The following is a 16261-nucleotide window of genomic DNA, read 5'->3' on the forward strand; positions in this document are numbered from 1 at the left end:
AGGGGACTTCCTTGAATAGCCAGCTGATCCAACAGGGCCGCGCCGCTTACCGCGCGGGTGATTTTTCCGCTGCAGCCCAGATGCTTGGGGCGGCAAAAACTCCCGATGAGATTATGGGCGAGGCCGATCACCTTCGTGGCAACGCCTTGATGCACCTGGGCATGTATGCCGAGGCCGCCGAGGCCTACGCCGCTGCCCTCAATGACGGCACCTACGGCAAGCGCGGCGCGCTGCTCACCAACCGCGGCAAGGCACTCGCCGCCGTGGGCGACTACACGACGGCCGCCCAGGCGTTCTCTGCTGCTACGCAGGATGCTTCCTATGCCACGCCGTTCAAGGCCTATCTGGGCCTGGGTAACGCGCTGTTCCAGTCGGGCGACTATGCCAACGCGGGTACTGCCTTCCGTCAGGCTGCCATCGACGGCGCCAATCCGGCTCCTGCCGCCGCACTGGGCGAGCTTGGTCGTTGCTTCATTAAGCTCGGCCGTCCGGCGGATGCCGTGGAGACCTACCGCACGGCTATCGACTTTGCCGGCCCCCGCGACGACACGCGTGCGCTCAACGCCGGCATGGGTCAGGCGCTTTCTGCCGCCGGCCGTCCCTCCGACGCACTCGACGCCTTTAACGCCGCTACTGCCGATGGCATCTACCAGCTCACTTCCGAGCAGGCCGATGAGCTTGCCCGCGTGCATGATTCGCTTGCCGCGCTGTCTGCCCAGACGGCTATGGCCACGGCTCCGGCGCCCGCGATGGACGCTCCTGCCGTCGATCCGCTCGATCCTACGGGCGCGACCGGTCAGTTTATGCCCGATCCCTCGGACACCGGCTTCTTTACGCTGTCCGAGTCCGAGATGGTCCAGCAGGACCGTCAGGATCGTAAGCAGGCCAAGGTCCGTCGTCGCCATCGCCACACGGGTCTCAAAGTCTTCATCGTGCTGCTTCTGCTCATTTTGATTGCTGCGGGCGGTCTGGGCTTTGCCTACACGCGCGGCTTTGGCTTCCCCTCGCAGGAGTCGGTTATCACCGATCTGTTCCAGGCTGCCGGCGACGGTGACACCGCAAAGGCCGAGTCTTGCCTGGCCTCGAGCCTGTCCGAGGACGCCAAGTCGATGATCATCTCCTCGATTCCGCAGGGCGCCACCGTGTCCGTCGAGGGCATGGATCAGTCCATGACCGAGACGACCGCTAAGGTGAAGGCATCGCTGTCCAAGGGCGGCGAGCAGGAGTACACCGTCAAATTCGTGCGCTCCGACAACCATATCGGCTGGGCCGTTTCCTCGCTCGATATGGATTTCTCGGCTGCTGACAACCAGTAGTGACCTTATGGGATTTAGCTTTGCCCGGCGCTTCACCGCAAGTGAGGTGCCGGGCTTGCGCTAGTATGATGAGCTAGTAGTTTTCCAGCAATCATCCAACACATCAGGAGTTGCGTTGTTTTCTTTGATGGATATGTTCTTCGGTAGCTATGCGGGCGATCTTGCCATCGACCTCGGCACCGCAAATACGCTTGTCTCCGTGCGCGGCAAGGGCATCGTCATCCGCGAGCCCTCCGTCGTCGCCATCGACAAGAACGACGAGCGCATCCTGGCGGTCGGTATCGAGGCAAAGCGCATGCTCGGCCGTACGCCCGGCAACATTGTGGCCGTTCGTCCCCTGAAGGACGGCGTCATCGCCGACTTCGACGTTACCGAGGCCATGCTTCGCTACTTTATCGACAAGGCGTCCGAGAAGCGCTATCCGTGGACTCCGCGTCCGCGTGTTGTCGTCTGCGTTCCCTCCGGCGTCACGTCGGTCGAGAAGCGCGCTGTCTTTGAGGCCACGATCCAGGCCGGCGCTCGCCAGGCCTACCTGATCGAGGAGCCCATGGCTGCTGCTATCGGCGCCGACCTGCCTGTCGAGGAGCCCACCGGCTCCATGGTCATCGACATCGGTGGCGGTACCACCGAGGTTGCCGTTATCGCTATGGGCGGCATCGTCGTCTCGCAGTCCATCCGTATTGCCGGCGACGAGTTCGATCAGGCCATCCTCACGCACGTTCGCGATGCCTACAACCTTGCCATCGGCGAGCGTACGGCAGAGGACATCAAGATCAAGGTCGGTTCCGCCGTGCCGCTCAAGGACGAGCTTGACGTCGAGGTCAACGGCCGCGACGTGATCACCGGTCTGCCCAAGACCGTGCGCATCGAGAGCGAGGAGATTCGTCGCGCGCTCAACAAGCCGCTCGACGAGATGGCCAAGGCCGTCAAGGACGCACTCGACGCTACGCCTCCCGATCTTGCCTCGGACCTTATGTACTACGGTATTTTGCTGACTGGTGGCGGCGCGCTGCTGCGCGGTCTCGACGTGCGCCTGCGCGATGAGACCGGTGTTTCGGTCAACGTCAGCCCCACGGCGCTCGATAACGTCGTTAACGGCTGTGCCCGCGTGCTCGAGGCCAATGCGTTTGATGGCGGCTTCGTCCAGACCAATGCTTAATTTCCAAAAGGTGGATTCCATTTGGCACGATCTTCGGGTTTCTCCACAAATCTGAATACCAAGCGACAATCAACGGGTATGCGCCCGTTGATTGTTTTCAGCCTGATTTCGGTGTTGCTGCTCACGTTTTACATCCGCGAGGGCGAGGCAGGACCGATTCATGCCGTGCGTTCGGGCGTGACGACGATTACCTCGCCGGTGCGCTTTGTGGGCTCGGCTGTGGCGGCCCCCTTCAATGCGATCGGCAACGTGTTCTCTAACCTTACGGCGTCGCAGGACACGCTTGACGAGCTTAAGAAGCAAAACGAGGAGCTGACCTCTAAGGTTGCTGAGCTCTCCGAGGCTCAAAAGACCGCCGAGCGTCTGGAGGGGCTGGTCGGCCTGCAGTCGACCTACAACCTCAAATCGACCGCTGCTCGTATCGTTGGTGCCTCGGGCGATGCCTGGACCTCGACCGTAACCATCGACAAGGGCTCTGCCGACGGCCTTACCATCAACATGCCCGTGACGAGTTCTGCCGGTGTTATCGGTCAGATTATCGAGGTATCGGCCAAGACCTCTACCGTGCGCCTTATTGGCGACGAGAACTCGGGTGTGTCCGCCATGGTACAGGACACGCGCGCCCAGGGCATGCTGCAGGGTCAGGCTGACGGCACGCTGCGTCTTGAGTACGTGAGCGTCGACTCCGATGTTAAGGTTGGCGACATCATCGTGACCTCGGGCATTGGCGGTGTATTCCCCAAGGGTCTACCGCTCGGCACCGTCTCGTCGGTTGAGAAGTCGGCAAACGACGTGTACTACACCATTGTGGTGCGCGCTCAGACCACGGCCGAGAACAACGAGGAAGTGCTGGTCATCACCTCGCTGACCGACGAACAGTCGGCTTCGGATGAGGACGTGAGCACCGCTAATAGCACGCCGCAGGGAACGTCGCGCGACGCTGCGACCAAGACGAAGGACGAGAGTTCGGATGACAGTTCCGACGCGTCCGAGACGACCGATTCCGGCTCGAGCGAATAGGGGGCATGTCCATGGATCTACACGAGCAGGGGATGAGCTCCCGTACGTTTGTAATCGCCGCCATCGTGTGCGTGCTGCTGCAGGCAGGCCTGGCACCGCAGATCTCCATTGCGGGCGGTCGCGTCAACTTCATGATTATCCTGGTGTGCCTAAGCGTGTTCTCGGGCGACCCGACCCGTGCCGTCGTGTGCGGTTTTTGCAGCGGCTTGTTCTATGACCTGTCCGCTGCCGTGCCGGTGGGCGTTATGTCGCTCCTGCTGACCGTGGGTTCTTTTGCCCTGGTGCACAGCGCCGTCGGTCAGACGGGCGGTACCCCGAGTGCGCGCGGCGTCACTGTGGGCGCCTTCGCGCTCGTCATTAATGTGATCTACAGCATCGTCTTGCTGTTTATGGGTTTGGAGACGAGCTTTGTCGTGGCGATCTTCGGCCATGCGCTGCCGTCCTCGATCCTGACGGGTCTGGTTGCCATTCCGTTTTTGATGTCCGGCGTCGTGCCGCAGTCCGGCTATGGATTCTCCGCACGTGGCGGACGCCAGACGGGTATGCGCTTTAAGCCCAAGATCCGTAAGCTCAAATAGGGGAGGCCCGTAGATGTCTTCCCAGATGACGGTTATTATCGCCGGTATCGTGCTGGTTGTGGCCATCGTGGTCGCGTTGGTCATCATGCGTCGTGGCGATTCCCGTTTTACCTACGATACGCAGCATGGAACGGCCCCGCGCGCCACCGAGGGCGAGGGCAATACCGCGGCGACCGCCTTTAAGGGCCGCTTTTCCATCCTCACCACGGGTGTGGGCGCGATGTTTGCGGCACTTGCCGTCAAGCTGTGGGGCATGCAGATGGTCTCGTCGGACTATTACGAGAAGCAGGCCAATAGTAATCAGACTCGCACCGTTACCACACCCGCTGTGCGCGGCCGCATCCTCGACCGCAATGGCGTGGCGCTTGTCCAGAACCGTCCCTCACTTGCTGTCGTGGCCTACCGCGACCTTGCCGAGGATGAGGTTCTGGTTCGCCATCTTGCCAACGTGCTTGGAATGCCTTATGTGGCGGTCCTTCGCAATATTCAGGACAATACAGAGGGCGCTCAGAGCCTGCATACCATCGCGACGGACGTCCGTCGCTCCACGGTTGCCTATATCAAGGAACACGCCGGCGAGTTCCCGGGCGTCAAGATTGCCGAGCGTACCGAACGCCAGTATCCATACGGCGAGACGGCATGCCATATCTTGGGCTATACCGGCACCATTACCTCCGAGCAGCTCGAGGCCCAGAATAAGAAAACCTCTGGCGATGATGATGCTTCTGCTGGCAAGATTACGTACCAGTCGGGCGATATCGTGGGCCAGGCGGGCGTTGAGAGCTACTACGAAAACCTGCTGCAGGGTATTCGTGGCGAGCAGACCGTCAAGGTCGATGCCTCGGGCAATGTGACCGGTCAGGCCGGCGCCGTGCCCGCGAAGGCCGGCTCCGACATTAAGCTCACGCTCGACCTTAAGATCCAACAGGCCTGTGAGACGGCACTGGCGAGCGCTATCGAGCTTGCCAAGACCACTGGCTACAGCAATGCCGGCAACGGCGCTGTGGTGTGTCTCGATCCCAACAATGGCGAGATCCTGGGCATGGCGAGCCAGCCCAAGTTCGATCCGTCCGTCTTTATCGGCGGCGTCTCAAATGACGTGTGGACCGAGCTCAATGATGACAAGGGTTCGCACCCGCTGCTCAACCGCGCCATTAGCGGACAGTACATGTCGGCCTCGACCATCAAGCCGCTCTCGGCGCTGGCCGGTCTTGAGTTTGGAACCTACACGTCGGGGCAGACGACCAACTGCACGGGTTATTGGACGGGTCTGGGCAAGTCGTGGGGCAAGTACTGCTGGCTGCATTCCGGCCACGGCACCATGACGCTGCAGTCGGGAATCGCCAACTCGTGCGACCCTGTCTTCTATGACATGGGCAAGGCGTTCTTTTATGACGAGCAACATCCCGAGGGTCTGCAGGAGGTCTTTCGTCGCTGGGGTCTAGGCAAGACCTGCGGTATCGATCTGCCGAGTGAGGGCGCGGGCCGTATTCCCGATGCCGAGTGGAAAGAGTCGTACTTCACCGACGCATCTGCCGAGGACCGCAAGTGGAATGCCGGCGATATGACCAACATTGCCATCGGTCAGGGCGACATCCTGGTGACGCCCCTGCAGATGGCGTGTGCCTATATGGGTCTTGCCAACGGCGGCAAACAGTACGTGCCTCACGTGTTTTTGTCTGCCGTGTCGCGCGATGGCGACGGCGATGCCTATAAGTACAACGGCAAGGGCAAAAAGAAGCGCCTGGAGGCCAAGATCAACAGCGATTCGGATTTGGCTCTTGTTCGCAACGGCATGCACGACGTGATTTACACGGCATCGACGTCCCTGGCGGCTCACTTTGGCACCCTGACGCCGCAGGTATACGGCAAGTCGGGCACGGGCGAGAAAAGTGGCGAGGATGAATACGCGTGGTTCTGCGCCTATGCACCGGCCGATGACCCCAAGTATGTCATCGCTACCGTCCTGGAGCAGGGCGGCGGTGGCTCAGATACCGCGATGCATGTCGTGCGCGACGTGCTCGGCGTGATTTATGACGAGCCCGATACCTCTTCGGCCTCGGGCGATTCTTCGGTTCGATAGGAGGTTGCGATGGATTTTTCTCCGGCGGATCTGTTCCGTTCAACCAAGACCGGCTCTCGCAGCAGCCTGGACCGTGTCAACAAGCAACTTTCGGCCTCGCGCGGCACGTTTCGCCAAAAGGTGCATATCGGTGTGCTCGTGGCTACTGTGGCCCTCGTCGCCTACGGTGCCATCATTATCTGGTCGGCTTCGCAGTTTAAGGCCGACGCTTCGTTCTCACGCCATCTGCTGGGAATTGGAATCGGTACGGTGCTGGCGGTGCTGGTCTGGCGTACCGACCTGCGCGGTATTTCCAATTTCTCGACGGCGTTGCTCGTCATCGACCTGATCGTGATCCTCTCGCCCAAGATTCCAGGTCTGTCCTATACGGGCGGTCTGGGCATGACGGGCTGGATCAAGATTCCCGGTATCGGCTTGACATTCCAGCCGGTTGAGCTTGCCAAGCTCATCACCATCTTCTTTATTGCTACGCTTGGCTCGCAGTATAACGGTCGCATCGATACCGTTCGCGACTACGTCAAGCTCTGCGGCATGCTGTCCATTCCGTTTTTGGCCGTCGTTGCCATGGGCGACCTGGGCTCGGGCCTGGTCGTGCTTGTTTCGGGCGCCATCGTCATTTGTATGAGCGGTGCACGCCGCGAATGGGTGCTGTCGACCCTGGCCCTGCTCGTGGGCCTGGTGGCCCTCGTTCTGGCGCTTGATTCGGTCTTTGATTCGTTGCTCGGCCACGATGTGCTCATCAAGCAGTACCAGATGAACCGTCTGACGGTCTTTATCGACCCCGATAATGCCGATTCGGACGATGCCTACAACCTGCAGCAGTCGCTTATCGCCGTTGGCTCGGGCGGCTTCTTTGGTAAGGGTTTGGGCCATGCGACGCAGTCGGCCGGCGGCTTTCTGCCTGAGTTCCACACCGACTTCGTCTTCGCCTTCCTGTCCGAGACCTTTGGCTTTTGCGGTTCCTTTTTGCTCCTGTGCCTCTACGTGCTGTTGATCTTTTCGACGATTCGCGTCGCCTTTAAGTGCGAGTCCCTGTTTTTGCGTCTTTCGTGTGTTGGCATCGTTGGCATGTGGGCGTTCCAGACCTTCGAAAACATCGGCATGTGCATCGGCATGATGCCGATTACCGGTATTCCGCTACCGTTTATTAGCTTCGGTTCGTCTTCGATGATGATTCAGCTGCTGACGGTGGGTATCGTACAATCCATATGGCGGCATCGTTCGGGCGCCGCGTAACCGCTGGAGGGGTTTGCTATGAAAATTCCCGTAGATAAGCTGACCCGCGCTTTTAAGATGGGCGCGTCCGTTAAGAAGGATTCCGATACGCCGGTGCGCGTCTCGGTCTATCTGGATTCGTCTGCCTCGCGCTTTCTGGCCGAGACGGTGCGTGATGCCTTTGTGCCGCAGACGACCTCGGGCATTGTGCGCGTCGAGCGTCTGGGGGAGGAGCGAATTGCTCCAAAGTCCGATACCGATGTGGTGCTGGTGCTCTCGTGTGGTTCCGACCGCTTGGAGAGTGCCGTGCAGGAGCTCGTGATCGCCGGCGCGCCCGTGTGCGTGCTTGCCGAGTCTGCTGTGGAGGTGCCGTTTATCGAGGAGTCCACGCCCATGCTTGGCGTGGTAGCGGCAACCGATAAGACGTATCTGCTCGAGACGCTTGCTCGCTGGATTCTCGATCGCACCGACAAGGAAACGGCTTTTGCGGCGAACTTTGCCTTCATGCGCATCGCGGCCGCCAATCGTATCATCACCTCGTGCGCGCTCACCAATATGGCGACCGGTGCACTGGTGTTTTTGCCGGGCGCCGATTATCCCGTTATGGCGCTGGCGCAGGTGGGCATGCTCTTTGAGCTCGCTGCCGTCTTTGGACGCGGCATTAAGCCCGAGCGCGGCTACGAGGTCGCGGGCGTGCTTGCCGGCGGTCTTGTGATCCGCGCGGTCACCCGCGCGCTCGTCAAGCAGACGCCGCATATTGGGTTTGCCGTCAAGGCGCTCACTGCTGCCGCGGGCACCTATGGCATGGGCCGTGCGCTCGTTTCGCTCTACGAGCGCGATGTCGACTACAGCCGTGCCAACGAGGTGGTCACTGCCACGTTCTCCCGCGTTCGCGATCTGGTGACCACGGTCGCGGGCGCTACCCGTCCTATGGCGTCCTATCAGGACGCATCAGATCTCGCTGCTTAGGGGTTTTCCGTTGCGCGTTGCATACCAAGATTGTTTTCATTTAATTGAGCCGTTGCTCGCCAAGGTCGAGAAGCCGAGTCGCTATATCGATCACGAGTGGGGCACGCTTTCCAAAGCCGATGCCGACTACCGTTGCTGCCTGATCTACCCGGATGTGTACGAGGTTGGTCTGCCCAACCAGGGCATCGCCATCCTCTACAACATCCTTAACCAGGCCGAGGGCATCTCCTGTGAGCGTGGCTATGTGCCGTGGCCCGATATGGGTGACGCCATGCGCGAGGCGGGTATTCCGCTGCTGTCGCTCGAGGGTGCAGCGCCGGTCGCTTCGTTTGATATCGTCGGTCTGCATGTGCCGCACGAGATGGCGGTGACGAACTTCCTCGAGGCACTCGACCTCGCTGGCATTCCGCTGTTAGCGGCCGACCGAGGCGAAGACGACCCCATCATCATCGCCGGCGGCCCCTCGGTGTACAACCCCGAGCCGTACGCGGCTTTCTTCGATGCCATCCTCATCGGCGAGGGCGAGGAATCGCTGCTCGAGACCTGTCAGCTGCATCGCCGCCTGCGTGACGAAGGGGTCCCGCGCGCGCAGATTGTTGAGCAGCTTGCATCCATTGCCGGCAACTACGTGCCGTCGCTCTATGAGGTTCGTCACGACGAGCCCTGCTCGCCGCATGGCTACACCGTGCCGCGTGAGGGCAAGGATGCGCCGACCGTGGTCTACAAGCGTGTCGTCGAGGATTTCGGCGCCACGAATCCGCTGTCGCAGTCGTGCGTACCCTATGCGCAGCTGGTCCACGACCGCCTGTCTATCGAGATTCTGCGCGGCTGCGCCCGCGGCTGTCGTTTTTGCCAGGCCGGCATGACGTATCGCCCGGTGCGCGAGCGCTCGGCCGACCAGATCGTCTCGTCGGTGATTCAGGGTCTGGAAAAGACCGGCTATGACGAGGTGTCGCTGACCTCGCTCTCCACGACCGACCACTCCTGCATTCGCGACGTGCTCGGCAGGCTCAACCGTCGCCTGGAGGATACGGGTATTCGCGTGTCTATCCCGTCGCAGCGCCTGGATTCGTTTGGCGTGGATATGGCCGAGTCGGTCGCCGGCGAAAAGAAGGGCGGCCTGACGTTCGCGCCCGAGGCCGGCAGCCAGCGCATGCGCGACATCATTAACAAGAACGTGACCGAGGAGGACCTGGACCGTGCGGCCAAGGCGGCCTTCGAGGCCGGCTGGAACCGCATGAAGCTCTACTTTATGATGGGCCTTCCCGGCGAGCGCGACGAGGACATCGTGGCCATCGCCAATCTGGCCGATCACGTGCTGGAGCTCGGTCGTTCCGTGGTGCCCAAGGCTCGTCGCGGCTCGATCTCGGTGTCCATCTCGGTTTCGGTCTTTATCCCCAAGGCTGCCACGCCGTTCCAGTGGTGCCCGCAGCTCGACTACGACGACGTCAAGCGTCGCCAGAAGCTGCTTATCACGAGCGTTCGCAACCGTGCCGTCCGTGTGCATTACCACGATGCCGAGACTTCGCTCATCGAGGCTGCGCTGTCCCGCGCCGGTCGTGACATGACGCCCGTCATCATCGATGCTTGGCGCTCGGGCTCTCGCTTTGACGCCTGGGTAGAGCATTTCTCGCTCGATAACTGGAAGGAAGCTGCTGCCAAAAACGGCATCGACCTCAATGAGCTCGTGCACCTGCCCTACGAGTTGGACTGGCGCCTGCCGTGGGAGCACGTGAGCCCCGGCTGCACGCGCGGCTTCCTCGAGCGCGAGTACCGTCGCTCGCTCGAGGGCGTCACGACTCCCGACTGCACCCGCACGTCGTGCACCGGCTGCGGAATCTGCCCCACGCTCCACGCCAAGAATGTATTGATGGGTGATCGCGCATGAGTGAGCGCCTGACCGACAACCCCTCGCTCTTTAGGCTTCGTGTTCGCTATGGCAAGCGCGATCGCCTTAAGTACCTGGGCCATCTCGAAGTAATCCATACCATTGAGCGCATCGTGCGCCGTGCGGGACTTCCCTATGCCGTCACGCAGGGCTTCTCTCCGCACATGCGCGTGGGCTTCTCTTCGGCGCTGCCGGTGGGTACGTCTTCGACCTGCGAGTGGTATGACCTGTTTATGACCGAGTTCGTGGCGCTCGACGAGGCGTTTGGGCGCCTGGCTGCGGCGTCTCCGGCCGATCTGGCGCCCATCGAGGCGGCGTACATCGACGTGCGCACGCCGGCATTGACGGCGCAGCTCACGCGCCTGTCGTATCGCATCGATCTGCACTTGGATCCCGAGGCGCCCGTAAGCGCCGACGAGGTGCGTCGTGCGATCGACACGCTGCGCGCGGACCATGGCATCGACTACGCGCGCGGAAAAAAGAGCAAGCGCTTGGATTTGGATCACACACTCGTGGGCTATGAGCTCACGGCGGGGGAGCGCCCGAACCATTTGGTACTCATGCTCGACACCCATGCCGACAACGAGGGCTCCATGCGTCCGGAAATTTTGCTTTCCGCTGCTGATGTTTTGTTGCAGGGCTTGACCCCGGGCGTGGATGCACCTATTGTTTCCACCGGTATGCAAGACCTCGTGACCATCTGCTCCTACGATGTCGAGCGTCAGAATCAAGCATGCGAGGACGACGAGGGCCGACTCGTCAGCCCCATACCTGTGCGAACTTGTGGATTTGCTCCACATACTCGTTGACGGGGGTATTTTCGCCTGCTACTATATTCGGCTGTTGCACTAACTGATGCATGAAGGGCAAGTAAACATGTACGCAATCGTTAACACGGGCGGCAAGCAGTACAAGGTCGCCACCGACGATGTCATCACCGTCGAGAAGATCGAGGGCAATGAGGGCGACAAGGTCACCCTGCCGGTTATCTTCCTCAACGATGGTAAGAAGATCGTCACCGATCCCGACAAGCTGGCCAAGGCCAAGGTTACCGCTCAGATCGTTGAGCAGTTCAAGGGCGAGAAGCAGCTGGTCTTCAAGTTCCACAAGCGCAAGCGCTATCGTCGTCTGAAGGGTCACCGTCAGCAGCTGACCAAGCTGAAGATCGTGAAGGTTCAGGCTACCTCCCGCGCCAAGAAGGCTGTCAAGGCAGAGGCTGAGGCTGTTGCCGAGGCTCCCGTCGCCGAGTAGATTACACTCGTAACGAAAGAGTAGGTATACACAATGGCACACAAAAAAGGACTCGGTTCCTCCCGTAATGGCCGTGACTCCCGCGGTCAGCGCCTTGGCACGAAGCGCTATGCCGGCCAGACGGTAACCACGGGCACGATTCTCGTCCGTCAGCACGGCACGCACATCCACCCGGGTGAGAACGTTGGCCGTGGCAAGGACGACACGCTGTTCGCGCTGGTCGACGGTACCGTTGAGTTCCACAAGGGTATCAAGCACAGGGTCAGCGTACGCCCGCTCGCGAACGCGTAATTCACCCTTCATAGAGCACATATGTGGGAGGCACTTGAGTTTTAGGATTCAAGGGTCTCCCTCTTTTTTGTAGGAGGCGATTCTGTTGTCACAGTTCACCGATATCAGCCGCATTAACGTTTGCGGCGGCGACGGCGGAGCCGGATGCATGTCGTTTAGGCGCGAGGCATTTGTTCCCAAGGGCGGCCCCGATGGCGGCGACGGCGGTCGTGGCGGCAATGTCGTCATCCAGGCCGACGCTCAGCTTTCCTCGCTGATCGATTACCGATTTAAGCATCACTTCCGTGCCGAGCGCGGAACGCATGGCCAGGGTGCCCGCCGCAACGGCAAAAGCGGTGAGGACCTGATTTTGAAAGTCCCCATGGGTACCGTAGTCCGCGAGCTCGATCCCGAGACGCAGACCCCGATGTTCGAGATTGCCGACCTGGTGCACGACGGCGAGCGCGTTGTCGTGGCCCCCGGTGGTGCCGGCGGTCTGGGCAACACGCACTTTGTGACGTCGGTACGCCGCGCTCCGGCCTTTGCCCAGCTAGGCGAGCCGGCCGAGGAGCACTGGATTGAGCTTGAGATGAAGCTCATGGCCGATGCCGCACTCGTGGGCTTTCCCTCGGTGGGTAAGTCATCGCTCATTGCGCGCATGAGTGCCGCCCGCCCCAAGATTGCTGACTACCCGTTTACCACGCTCGTGCCCAATCTGGGCATGGTGCGTGCCGGCGAATATTCTTACGTCGTTGCCGACGTTCCCGGTTTGATCGAGGGCGCGAGCGAGGGCAAGGGCCTGGGTCACCAGTTCTTGCGCCACATTGAGCGTACGGCCCTGATCATGCATGTCGTCGACATGACGGGCGGTTTTGAGGATCGCGATCCGGTTGAGGACTATCGCATCATCAACCGCGAGCTCGAGCAGTATGGCGCCGAGCTTTCGGAGCGTCCGCAGATCGTCGTTGCCAACAAGTGCGATGCTCCGGGCACGGCCGACAAGATTGCCGACCTCAAGCGCGCAGCGCTCGACGATGGACATATGTTCTTTGCCGTGTCTGCTGTTACGGGCGCCGGCCTCAACACGCTGATGCTTGCCGTGGGCGAGCAGGTGGCTAAGCTGCGCGCCGAGTTGGCTGTCTCCGATGAGCCGGTCGTTCTGCGCGACGATGAGTGGGAGCGCCGCCGCCTGCAGCGTGAGAAGCGTTTCCGCATTGTCCAGGAAGAGCCCGGTGCCTTCCGCGTGGTCGGTCGTGCCATCGAGCGCATGGTCATTCAGACCGACTGGGAAAATGAGGAAGCCGTCATTTACCTGCAGCATAAGTTTGCGCGTATGGGTGTTGACGACGCGCTCGAGAAGGCCGGTTGCCGTGCGGGCGACGAGGTCCGCATTTGCCAGCGCGCCTTTGACTTTGAGGGCGCTGAGGACTTCTCGGAGTACGAGGAGCTCGAGGATGCTGGCGAGGACGTTGCCGTTGAGGCCATTGACGTGACCGATGCTGCGGATGAGGGCGTCGAGGTTGTCGATGCGGCGGATGCCGAGGACGATGCCGAGACCTCGGAGGGCGAGTAAGCCATGTCGTTGCGCGGTGGAATCGGTTTGCCCGAGCTTCCTCTAGAGGACGGGCAGGAGTTTAGGCTCGGCATTATGGGTGGCACCTTTGATCCCATCCATTACGGGCACCTGGTGACCGCCGAGCAGGCGCGCGAGTCGCTCGACTTGGATGCTGTGCTCTTTATGCCGGCGGGCTCTCCTGCCTTTAAGCTTGACAAGCCGGTGACGCCTGCCGAGGACCGTTATGCTATGACGGTCCTCGCCACCGCCGCGAACCCGGCCTTTTTGGCGAGCCGGTTCGAGATCGACCGCCCGGGCGTAACCTATACGGCCGATACGCTTCATGCCCTTCGCGACTTTTACCCGCCGCAGGTAAAGCTCTACTTTATTACGGGCGCCGACGCGATTATCGATATCGTGACCTGGCATGATGCCGAACGAATCGCTGAGCTTGCTACCTTTATTGCGGCGACGCGACCGGGCTTTGATATCGATACGGCGCGTGCCCGAATCAAAGAGTCGGGGCTGCCGTTCGACGTGCGCTATATTCAGATTCCGGCGCTGGCGATCAGCTCGACGAACATTCGTAAGCGAGTTGCCCGCGGCATGAGCGTGCGCTATCTTACGAGCGAGTCCGTGCTCGGCTACATTCGCAAACGCAGACTATATGCCGATTTGAGCCAAGAAGATTTTGAGTGATGGGGGGTCTACGTTGTCGGTAGAGGATCAGTTTGAGGGCGATGAGCGCGCGCTGCTCAAGCGCATTCAAGAGCTGCTCGATGTTCGCATGAAGGATAAGCGCAAGCGCTATGTGCATTCGCTGGGTGTTGCCGAGACCGCACTTCATCTGGCCGAGGTCTACGGCGTTGACCGCTTTGATGCCGCTGCCGCCGGCCTGATCCACGACTGGGACAAAGTGCTCTCCGACGATGAGCTGGTCACGCGCGCTCTGCATTACGGCATTAAGATTGCCGGCTCTCCTTCCGCCGCGACGCCGCTTTTGCATGGCCCTGTTGCCGCCTATGAACTTCCGCAGCTTTTTCCCGAGCTGTCGCCGGCGGTCTTTCAGGCTGTCGACCGTCACACCGTGGGCGCTTGCGACATGACTCCGCTCGATATGGTGGTCTTTGTGGCTGATGCCATCGAACCCAACCGCCACGGCGATTATGCCCATGCGCTGCGCAAGATGGTGGGGGAGTCGACGCTCGATGAGTTGTTCTTCTCCTGTTTTGCGCAGGGTCTGGTCTATGTGATCCAGTCCGGGCGCTATCTTTATCCCACGGCTATTACGATTTACAACCATTACGCCCAGCTGCGCTAGCTCGGGCTGTCTAGAAAGAGGTATTCCATGGCCGACGAGACCATGACCGACGAGCAGATTCTTGAAGGCGTGGAGCACAAGAGCTTCGCCGCCACGTCCGACCGCACTGCCGCCTCGCTGTCCGCGAGCGGTGTCGCCGCCGAGGATGTCGCCCGCGCCGCCGCGCAGGCCGCCTACGACAAGAAGGGCGAGGACGTTCAGGTGCTCGACCTGACCGAGCTTTCCGATGTGTGCGACTACTTTGTGCTTGCCACCGGTGCCAACAACCGCCAGGTCGATTCAATTGTCGACGAGATCGAGGAGAAGGTCGCCGAGGCTTGCGGCGAGCATCCGTTCTCCATCGAGGGCCGCGAGCAGAAGACTTGGATGCTCATGGACTACGGTTCGGTTGTCGTCCACGTCTTCACTCCCGAAGCCCGCGACTTCTACCGCCTCGAGAAACTCTGGGGAGACGCCCCCCAGCTCCCCCTCAATCTCCTCTAGTAGCTCATTTGAGACGGGGTTTAGCTACCCTCACGCATATCGCCGGGCAGTTGCGGTTTTCCGCACCTGCCCGGCTTTCTTTTTGCCCAAAGTAGCTAATTTGGGACGGGGCTTTTTTAGCTACTACCTACCGTTCGCCGATAGAAGCGAGTTGCGGTTCATTGCGTGATATTTAGCTTTCCGACTCGGGTAACGTATTTGTTATCTGTAGAGGAGGAGATGCGTATGACTCGGGCCGCGCGGGAAATCTCTGTTTACGGCTATTACCATGTCGTCCAAAAGGGCTGTGGTGGTCAGCTGATATTTGAGGATGCCGATGATCGGATATATTTGATTCGGTTGCTTGCCTCGAAATGCCGAAAATACGACGTCAATATCATTGCTTGGTGCCTTATGGACAACCATATTCACTTGTTGCTAGATGATGAACATGTTCACCTGAGCGATTGCATGCACTCTGTTACGACTGCATATGCGATGTATTTCAACGCGAAAACCGGACGGAAGGGACCAGTTTTTCAGGATCGATTTAAGAGCGTGCCGATTCTTAACGATGATCAGCTGCTCAACTGTGTGAGATATATTCACGATAATCCTGCGAAAGCCAGGATTGGGACTGCTTCACTATATCGTTGGAGCAGTTTTAGCGAATATATGGGATACCCGGGTATTTGTATGACTGAATGTGTGCTAGGTTTGCTCGGAGATTCTCAGAGATTTTTTGCTTTCAGTACCTCGGGAGAACCGAATCGATATTGCTTCCGTGACGGCGCTCATGTGAGCGACATAGATGCACTGGAGTTTGCACAGGCTCTCCTTAAACCGTATGAGCCTCACCACCTTAAAGCTTTGCCTAAAGCCGTGCGCGACAACTACATCCGTACGCTCAAAAACGAGGGCTTTTCGATAAAGCAGATCGTGCGCCTCACGGGCATCGGTCACTGCACGATTCAGAAGGTCAAGCTCGATCAGTAGCTATTTGGGACAGAGTTTTGTTGCGGCGGGCAAACCGGACATCCGGGGTAGTCAATTTGGGACGTGTCTCTATAGTTTTGTCAACCGCGTGCTTCGCGCCATTTCGGCATGACGCATCCGGGCGCCTGGCGCCCCCGCTTGGTTTCCTCTTCGGTTGATCCCGCCGCCCGCTAGGCCG

Annotated in this window: 16 protein-coding genes; all 16 read left to right on the forward strand. The window is 60.1% G+C overall.

What is annotated here, in order from left to right; all coding sequences use genetic code 11:
- The first annotated feature begins 11 nt into the window (after positions 1-11).
- The 16 genes from NBH09_RS08985 to NBH09_RS09060 all read left to right on the forward strand — a co-directional run bounded on the left by NBH09_RS08985 (position 12) and on the right by NBH09_RS09060 (position 16083).
- Positions 12-1316 carry a tetratricopeptide repeat protein gene (locus NBH09_RS08985; protein ID WP_229065279.1) on the forward strand — a complete coding sequence of 435 codons (1305 nt, stop codon included), beginning with the start codon at positions 12-14 and terminating at the stop codon, positions 1314-1316.
- Positions 1317-1443: 127 nt separating this feature from the next.
- Entirely contained in the window at positions 1444-2475 is a 1032-nt protein-coding gene (locus NBH09_RS08990) for a rod shape-determining protein (protein ID WP_006236061.1), read from the forward strand.
- A gap of 78 nt (positions 2476-2553) precedes the next feature.
- Positions 2554-3495, forward strand: a complete 942-nt coding sequence (gene mreC / locus NBH09_RS08995; protein WP_117770377.1) for a rod shape-determining protein MreC — start codon at positions 2554-2556, stop codon at positions 3493-3495.
- 11 nt (positions 3496-3506) lie between these two features.
- Entirely contained in the window at positions 3507-4073 is a 567-nt protein-coding gene (locus NBH09_RS09000) for a rod shape-determining protein MreD (protein WP_250787746.1), read from the forward strand.
- 13 nt (positions 4074-4086) lie between these two features.
- Positions 4087-6156, forward strand: a complete 2070-nt coding sequence (gene mrdA / locus NBH09_RS09005; RefSeq protein WP_161115636.1) for a penicillin-binding protein 2 — start codon at positions 4087-4089, stop codon at positions 6154-6156.
- Positions 6157-6165: 9 nt separating this feature from the next.
- Positions 6166-7392 (forward strand): FtsW/RodA/SpoVE family cell cycle protein, encoded by a 1227-nt coding sequence (locus NBH09_RS09010; protein WP_152068245.1) that lies wholly within the window; start codon positions 6166-6168, stop codon positions 7390-7392.
- Positions 7393-7410: 18 nt separating this feature from the next.
- The gene (locus tag NBH09_RS09015; RefSeq protein WP_250787747.1) at positions 7411-8340 is read left to right on the forward strand and encodes a YcjF family protein; all 930 of its coding nucleotides are present in this window, start codon (positions 7411-7413) and stop codon (positions 8338-8340) included.
- A 10-nt stretch (positions 8341-8350) separates the two neighbouring features.
- Positions 8351-10228, forward strand: a complete 1878-nt coding sequence (locus NBH09_RS09020) for a TIGR03960 family B12-binding radical SAM protein (protein WP_055309861.1) — start codon at positions 8351-8353, stop codon at positions 10226-10228.
- Positions 10225-11037 carry a TIGR03936 family radical SAM-associated protein gene (locus tag NBH09_RS09025; RefSeq protein WP_250787748.1) on the forward strand — a complete coding sequence of 271 codons (813 nt, stop codon included), beginning with the start codon at positions 10225-10227 and terminating at the stop codon, positions 11035-11037. The genes NBH09_RS09020 and NBH09_RS09025 overlap by 4 nt, the downstream gene beginning before the upstream one ends.
- A 67-nt stretch (positions 11038-11104) precedes the next feature.
- The gene (rplU, locus tag NBH09_RS09030) at positions 11105-11479 is read left to right on the forward strand and encodes a 50S ribosomal protein L21 (protein WP_035138585.1); all 375 of its coding nucleotides are present in this window, start codon (positions 11105-11107) and stop codon (positions 11477-11479) included.
- 33 nt (positions 11480-11512) lie between these two features.
- A complete protein-coding gene (gene rpmA, locus NBH09_RS09035) occupies positions 11513-11770 on the forward strand; it encodes a 50S ribosomal protein L27 (protein WP_006236075.1) in 258 nt (85 codons plus the stop codon).
- 85 nt (positions 11771-11855) lie between these two features.
- Positions 11856-13322, forward strand: a complete 1467-nt coding sequence (gene obgE / locus NBH09_RS09040; RefSeq protein WP_250787749.1) for a GTPase ObgE — start codon at positions 11856-11858, stop codon at positions 13320-13322.
- 3 nt (positions 13323-13325) lie between these two features.
- Entirely contained in the window at positions 13326-14003 is a 678-nt protein-coding gene (gene nadD, locus NBH09_RS09045) for a nicotinate-nucleotide adenylyltransferase (protein WP_250787750.1), read from the forward strand.
- Between the two features lie 88 nt (positions 14004-14091).
- On the forward strand, positions 14092-14625 hold the full coding sequence (gene yqeK / locus NBH09_RS09050; protein ID WP_193221482.1) for a bis(5'-nucleosyl)-tetraphosphatase (symmetrical) YqeK: 534 nt from the start codon (positions 14092-14094) through the stop codon (positions 14623-14625).
- 27 nt (positions 14626-14652) lie between these two features.
- Positions 14653-15108, forward strand: a complete 456-nt coding sequence (rsfS, locus tag NBH09_RS09055; RefSeq protein WP_250787751.1) for a ribosome silencing factor — start codon at positions 14653-14655, stop codon at positions 15106-15108.
- A 225-nt stretch (positions 15109-15333) separates the two neighbouring features.
- A complete protein-coding gene (locus tag NBH09_RS09060) occupies positions 15334-16083 on the forward strand; it encodes a transposase (protein ID WP_250787752.1) in 750 nt (249 codons plus the stop codon).
- Positions 16084-16261 lie beyond the last annotated feature (178 nt).

The sequence above is a fragment of the Collinsella sp. BG-O-102 genome, from assembly GCF_023656745.1.
Taxonomy (GTDB): domain Bacteria; phylum Actinomycetota; class Coriobacteriia; order Coriobacteriales; family Coriobacteriaceae; genus Collinsella.

Excerpts from the sequence above, each read along its gene's own strand:
- mreC (WP_117770377.1), top strand. The coding sequence starts at position 2,554 with ATGCGCCCGTTGATTGTTTTCAGCCTGATTTCGGTGTTGCTGCTCACG.
- yqeK (WP_193221482.1), top strand. The coding sequence starts at position 14,092 with ATGAAGGATAAGCGCAAGCGCTATGTGCATTCGCTGGGTGTTGCCGAG.
- rpmA (WP_006236075.1), top strand. The coding sequence starts at position 11,513 with ATGGCACACAAAAAAGGACTCGGTTCCTCCCGTAATGGCCGTGACTCC.
- NBH09_RS09010 (WP_152068245.1), top strand. The coding sequence starts at position 6,166 with ATGGATTTTTCTCCGGCGGATCTGTTCCGTTCAACCAAGACCGGCTCT.
- rsfS (WP_250787751.1), top strand. The coding sequence starts at position 14,653 with ATGGCCGACGAGACCATGACCGACGAGCAGATTCTTGAAGGCGTGGAG.
- NBH09_RS08990 (WP_006236061.1), top strand. The coding sequence starts at position 1,444 with ATGGATATGTTCTTCGGTAGCTATGCGGGCGATCTTGCCATCGACCTC.
- NBH09_RS09025 (WP_250787748.1), top strand. The coding sequence starts at position 10,225 with ATGAGTGAGCGCCTGACCGACAACCCCTCGCTCTTTAGGCTTCGTGTT.
- nadD (WP_250787750.1), top strand. The coding sequence starts at position 13,326 with ATGTCGTTGCGCGGTGGAATCGGTTTGCCCGAGCTTCCTCTAGAGGAC.
- mrdA (WP_161115636.1), top strand. The coding sequence starts at position 4,087 with ATGTCTTCCCAGATGACGGTTATTATCGCCGGTATCGTGCTGGTTGTG.
- NBH09_RS09060 (WP_250787752.1), top strand. The coding sequence starts at position 15,334 with ATGACTCGGGCCGCGCGGGAAATCTCTGTTTACGGCTATTACCATGTC.
- NBH09_RS09000 (WP_250787746.1), top strand. The coding sequence starts at position 3,507 with ATGGATCTACACGAGCAGGGGATGAGCTCCCGTACGTTTGTAATCGCC.
- NBH09_RS09015 (WP_250787747.1), top strand. The coding sequence starts at position 7,411 with ATGAAAATTCCCGTAGATAAGCTGACCCGCGCTTTTAAGATGGGCGCG.
- rplU (WP_035138585.1), top strand. The coding sequence starts at position 11,105 with ATGTACGCAATCGTTAACACGGGCGGCAAGCAGTACAAGGTCGCCACC.